Below are 4,999 nucleotides of genomic sequence, written 5' to 3'. Positions count from 1 at the left end.
ACGCCACCGCCGCGCACCGCGACCGACCGCCACTTCGCCCGTTTTCACGCCTGGATGAGCATCATCTTCGGCGCGTTCTTCTCGCTCTGCCTGCTGGCAGCCATCATTTCGCTTCTGTCGGAGTAATCCATGCCCCTCCTCCAAGCCTCCAAGCAGTACAAGCCGTTCGAATATCCCTGGGCATTCGAATATTGGAAGCGCCAGCAGCAGCTCCACTGGCTCCCCGAGGAAGTCCCGCTCGGCGAGGATTGCCGCGATTGGGCGCAGAAGCTCACCGATCACGAGCGCAACCTGCTCACCCAGATCTTTCGCTTCTTTACCCAGGCGGATGTCGAGGTGCAGGATTGCTACCATGAGAAGTACGGCCGCGTCTTCAAGCCGACCGAAGTGAAGATGATGCTGACCGCGTTCAGCAACATGGAGACGGTGCATATCGCCGCCTACAGCCACCTGCTCGACACGATCGGCATGCCCGAAAGCGAATATGGCGCGTTCCTCGAATATGCCGAGCTGAAGGACAAGCATGATTACCTTCAGCAGTTCGGCGTCGATAACGATGAGGATATCGCCCGCACGCTGGCCATGTTCGGCGGGTTCACTGAAGGCGTGCAGCTGTTCGCCAGCTTCGCGATGCTGATGAACTTCCCGCGCTTCAACAAGATGAAGGGCATGGGGCAGATCGTCAGCTGGTCGGTGCGCGACGAGAGCCTGCACTGCGAGGGCATCATCCGCCTGTTCCACGCCTTCGTGAAGGAGCGTAACTGCCTGACCAAGGCGGTGAAGGATGACATCGCCGACCAGTGCCAGACGACCATCCGGTTGGAAGATGCGTTCATCGATCTCGCGTTCGAGATGGGCCCGGTCAACGGCATGACGCCCAAGGACATCAAGAAGTATATCCGCTACATCGCCGACTGGCGGCTGGGGCAGCTGGGGTTGAAGCCGATCTACATGATCGACGAGCATCCGATCCCCTGGCTCACCCCGCTGCTCAACGGCGTGGAGCATGCGAACTTCTTCGAGACCCGCGCGACCGAATACTCCAAGGCCGCGACCAAGGGTCAGTGGAACGACGTTTGGGACTCCTTCGACAAGCGCCAGAAGGCGAAGGGCGCGCGCCCGGCGAACGAGGATGCGGGCGAGGAAGGCGACATGTTCTCCCGCGCCGGCGTCGCGGCGGAGTGATCGCCTGACCATCATTCGGCCGTCATGTCGGGGCAACCGTCATGACGGCAGAGTGGTAGCGAATGTAACTATCTTGCCCAGATCCGGCGCCATGCTATGCACGGTGGATGGCTGATGCATCCCCTGCGCTCACCCCACCCCCCGGCGCTGCTGCGGACTGGACGGTGCCGCAGGACTGGGCGCACTATACGCCCGAGGAACATGCCACCTGGGACACGCTCTTCGCGCGCCAGGCGAAGCTGCTGCCCGGGCGCGCCTCCAATGCATGGCTTCGCGGGCTGGATGTTCTGAAGCTCTCCAAGCCCGGCATCCCCGACTTCACCGAACTTTCCGATCGATTGATGGCGCTAACCGGCTGGCAGGTCGTGGCGGTGCCCGGCCTGGTGCCGGACGACGTCTTCTTCGATCACATGGCCAACCGCCGCTTCGTCGCCGGCAACTTCATCCGCCGCCCCGATCAGCTTGATTATCTGCAGGAGCCGGACGTCTTCCATGACGTGTTCGGTCATGTGCCGATGCTCGCCGACCCGGTGTTCGCCGACTATCTCGAGGCGTACGGGCGCGGCGGGCTCCGCGCGATGGAACATGACGCGCTGAAATATCTCGGTCGTCTTTACTGGTACACGGTGGAGTTCGGCTTGATCGCCGAGCCGGAAGGCTTGCGGATCTACGGATCGGGCATTGTTTCAAGCTATGCCGAAAGCCGGTTCGCGCTGGAGGATCCGTCGCCCCATCGACTGAAGTTCGATCTCGCGCGCGTCATGCGCACGGATTACCGGATCGACGACTTCCAGCAGAACTACTTCGTCATTCCAAGCTTCGACGAACTTCTGCGGGCGACGGTGGAGACAGACTTCGCCCCGCTGTACGACGCGATCAAGCAACAGCCGGAAATCGCGGTTGCGGAGATCGTCAGCGACGACGAGGTGATCACGCGCGGCACGCAGGATTATGCCGCGACAAAGTCCGCCCGGCCCGACTGAGGTCGGTGCCGAGCGTCACCAGCGGGCCTCAGATATCCAGCGCCCAGCCATCGCGTCCCTTGGGATCCGGGGGGCTCTGCGGCGTGAACCGCTGTGCGCCGGCCGTTAGGCGAAGGATCGTCCAGTCGCCACGGCGATCCATGTCGGCCAGCGCGCATCCGCAGGCGAGAAAGGCATCGACCACCTTCTCTCGCTGCGTCTCCAGCAAGCCGGCGAGCACGATAGTGGCATTTGCGTCGGCGATGGCCGCCAGCTCGGGCGCCATGGAGACGAGCGGACCGGCAAGGATATTGGCGATCACCAGATCATAAGGCGCGCGCGCGGTGATCGCGTCGCTCAGCGCCCCGTCGGCGACGATCAGTTCCACGCCCGCAACGGCGTTCGCCGCGGCATTCTCCCGCGTGACGTCGATTGCGGCAGGATCGATGTCCGTCGCGACCACATTTGCCTGCGGCCACAGATGCGCGGCGGCGAACGCCAGCACGCCGGTTCCCGTACCCACGTCGATGACATTGCCGAACTCCTGCTCGGCCAGGCCATCCAGCATCGCGAGACACCCGCTCGTCGTGGCGTGATGACCGGTGCCGAACGCACGTCCCGCGTCGATCAGCAGCGCCCGCCCGCCATCCGGCGCCGCCGTCGGATGGGCGCTGGTGTGAACCACGAAGCGGCCTTCGCGGATCGGCTCCAGACCTTCCTGCGACAGGGCCACCCAGTCCTGCGGGCTGAGCGCCGTCACCTTTGCCGGCGCGCCCTCGGCGCTGGGCACCAGCGCACGGATCGCCGCCAGCATGGCCTCATCAGGTTCGTTCTCTGTATAGGCATCGAGCCGCCAGCGTTCGACATCGTCTTCCACCTCTTCGGTGGTCATCAGCACGGCGTCGATCGCCAGGTCGTCAGCGGCGTCAATCGCCTCCGCCTCCGCGCGCGTGCACGGCAGGGTTACGCGCCAGCTGTCAGCGGACATAGCTTGCTCCGTTCACGTCGAGCACCGCGCCGGTCATGGAGGCGGGAGCGTCAAGCGCCAGCCATCGCGCCATCTCCGCCACTTCTTCCGGCATGGCGACCCGCCCCAGCGGGATGTCGGCGAGCAACTTGTCGCCGCCGCGGCTCGCAAGATAATCGTCCGCCATGCCGGTCATCGTAAAGCCGGGGCAGATGACGAAGGCGAGAATGCCGTGCTTTGCATAAGCGCGAGCGATCGTCTTGGTCATGGCCACGACGCCCGCCTTGGACGCAGCATAATGCCAATGCGCGGGGCTGTCGCCGCGATAGGCCGCGCGACTGGCGACATTGACGATCCGGCCGGGCACGCCGCGGCGCTGCCAATCAAGCACTGCCAGCCGGCACAGTTCGGCCGATGCGGTCAGGTTGATCCGCATCGTGCGATCCCATGCGGCGCGCCAGGCTTCGTCATCATCCTCGATCGGATTGGCTTCGAACACGCCGGCGTTGTTGATGAGCACGTCCACGCTGCCCAGCCGCGCGACGGCTTCATGCCACAGGTCCCCGGCAGCGCCTGGCTGATCGAGGTCGGCGGCGATGAGCCCGTTTTCCGCGCGCGTTGCTTGTCCGACGATCCTTGCCGCTGGCGACAAAGCGGTCAGTATCGCCGCGCCGATCCCGCGCGAGGCGCCGGTGAGAAGTATGTTCTTCATGACCTCGCCATAGGAGGCGCGGACGAACTGCTCAATTCGCCGCGTTACGATGATCTTGTGGTGGAAGGAGCCAGCCGGACCGCCTTCGGGCGCAAAGCGCCGGCTAGGCCACCTTGGCGCTGAACTCCACCGCCGCCGTGCGAAGCGCGATGAGGCTGTTGTCGATCGCCGCGAACTCCTGGCCAAGCACCTCGAAGTCGCGGGCAAACGCTTGGCCTTCCTGCATGATGGTCGCCATGTTGCCGGCAGTCGCATCGGCCGCCAGCGCGGTTTGATCCACCGCGGCGGTGATTGCCGTCACCGTTTGCGCCTGAAGCTCCATTGCTCGCCGGATTCGCGTGGCGGAGGTCTGCACCTCGCCGATGGTGGTGCGAATGCCGGCACTCGCGTCGACGGTAACTCGGGTCGCGCTCTGGATCGCGGTGATCTGGGCGGCGATATCGTCGGTCGCGCGCGCGGTCTGGCTGGCCAGGCTCTTCACCTCCTGCGCCACGACGGCAAAGCCCCGCCCGGCCTCACCGGCCCGGGCGGCCTCGATGGTCGCGTTCAGCGCCAACAGGTTGGTCTGACCGGCGATGTCGCGGATCAGCGCAAGGATCGATTCGATCGATTGCGCATGTTCGCTCAAGGTGTCGCTCACGCCCACGGCACGATCAGCCTGTGTTGCCGCACGCGTCGCGATCTCGGCGGCCGCCTCCACTTCGGTGCGCGCCTCCTCGATCGCACGGATGAGACCCCCTGCGGTGGAAGCGGCATCCCGCATGGCGAGCGCCGATTGCTCCGCCGCCGCCGCCACCTCAGCGCCACGCCCGATCATCGCGCTTGCGGATTGGGACGCATTGGACGCCTGCGCACGCACCCGCTCCCCCAAGGCGGCGGCGCCGTCGATTGCGCCGGCAATATGCTCGTGGAAGGATCGTGCGTGCGCGCCGCGCTCCTCTGCGATGCGGTCCTGATCGACCTGCGAAAGATGGGAGGCCATCACATCGGCCTCGATCAGCGCCAGCCGTTGCACGATATCCGCGAACCGGCGCATTCGCTGACAATCTCCGGACAAACGCTGCTCGATCAGTGCCAGCGTCCGCGCATGGGCAAAGGCAAGCGACGCCAGCAGGGCAGCCAGCGGAATGCCGGACTCACTCGCGATATCGGCGTGCCTGGTGGCGGCCGACC

The 4,999-nt window shown here is 65.1% G+C and carries 5 protein-coding genes; 2 read left to right on the top strand and 3 right to left on the bottom strand.

What is annotated here, in order from left to right:
• The first annotated feature begins 129 nt into the window (after positions 1 to 129).
• Both AX702_RS19620 and phhA read left to right on the top strand, forming a co-directional pair.
• Positions 130 to 1,185: a ribonucleotide-diphosphate reductase subunit beta gene (locus tag AX702_RS19620; RefSeq protein ID WP_066782073.1), complete on the top strand. Its 1,056-nt coding sequence runs from the start codon at positions 130 to 132 to the stop codon at positions 1,183 to 1,185.
• Between the two features lie 107 nt (positions 1,186 to 1,292).
• A complete protein-coding gene (gene phhA / locus AX702_RS19615; protein WP_066782072.1) occupies positions 1,293 to 2,168 on the top strand; it encodes a phenylalanine 4-monooxygenase in 876 nt (291 codons plus the stop codon).
• 28 nt (positions 2,169 to 2,196) lie between these two features.
• On the opposite strand, the gene AX702_RS19610 is transcribed toward phhA, so the two are convergent.
• The 3 genes from AX702_RS19610 to AX702_RS19600 all read right to left on the bottom strand — a co-directional run.
• Positions 2,197 to 3,135, bottom strand: a complete 939-nt coding sequence (locus tag AX702_RS19610; RefSeq protein WP_066782071.1) for a 50S ribosomal protein L11 methyltransferase — start codon at positions 3,133 to 3,135, stop codon at positions 2,197 to 2,199.
• Positions 3,125 to 3,826: an SDR family NAD(P)-dependent oxidoreductase gene (locus tag AX702_RS19605; RefSeq protein ID WP_066782070.1), complete on the bottom strand. Its 702-nt coding sequence runs from the start codon at positions 3,824 to 3,826 to the stop codon at positions 3,125 to 3,127. Before AX702_RS19605 ends, AX702_RS19610 begins: the two co-directional genes overlap by 11 nt.
• A gap of 103 nt (positions 3,827 to 3,929) precedes the next feature.
• Positions 3,930 to 4,999: methyl-accepting chemotaxis protein (locus AX702_RS19600; RefSeq protein WP_066782069.1), on the bottom strand; the 1,070-nt coding region annotated here is incomplete at its 5' end.

It is taken from the genome of Sphingomonas sp. CCH5-D11 (assembly GCF_001557395.1).
Classification (GTDB): Bacteria; Pseudomonadota; Alphaproteobacteria; order Sphingomonadales; family Sphingomonadaceae; genus Sphingomonas.
Note: the sequence above shows the minus strand (reverse complement) of the source record. Positions and strands in the feature narration are given on the sequence as shown.

Coding starts and splice junctions, on each gene's coding strand:
- AX702_RS19620 (WP_066782073.1), top strand. CDS start 130: ATGCCCCTCCTCCAAGCCTCCAAGCAGTACAAGCCGTTCGAATATCCC.
- AX702_RS19610 (WP_066782071.1), bottom strand. CDS start 3,135: ATGTCCGCTGACAGCTGGCGCGTAACCCTGCCGTGCACGCGCGCGGAG.
- phhA (WP_066782072.1), top strand. CDS start 1,293: ATGGCTGATGCATCCCCTGCGCTCACCCCACCCCCCGGCGCTGCTGCG.
- AX702_RS19605 (WP_066782070.1), bottom strand. CDS start 3,826: ATGAAGAACATACTTCTCACCGGCGCCTCGCGCGGGATCGGCGCGGCG.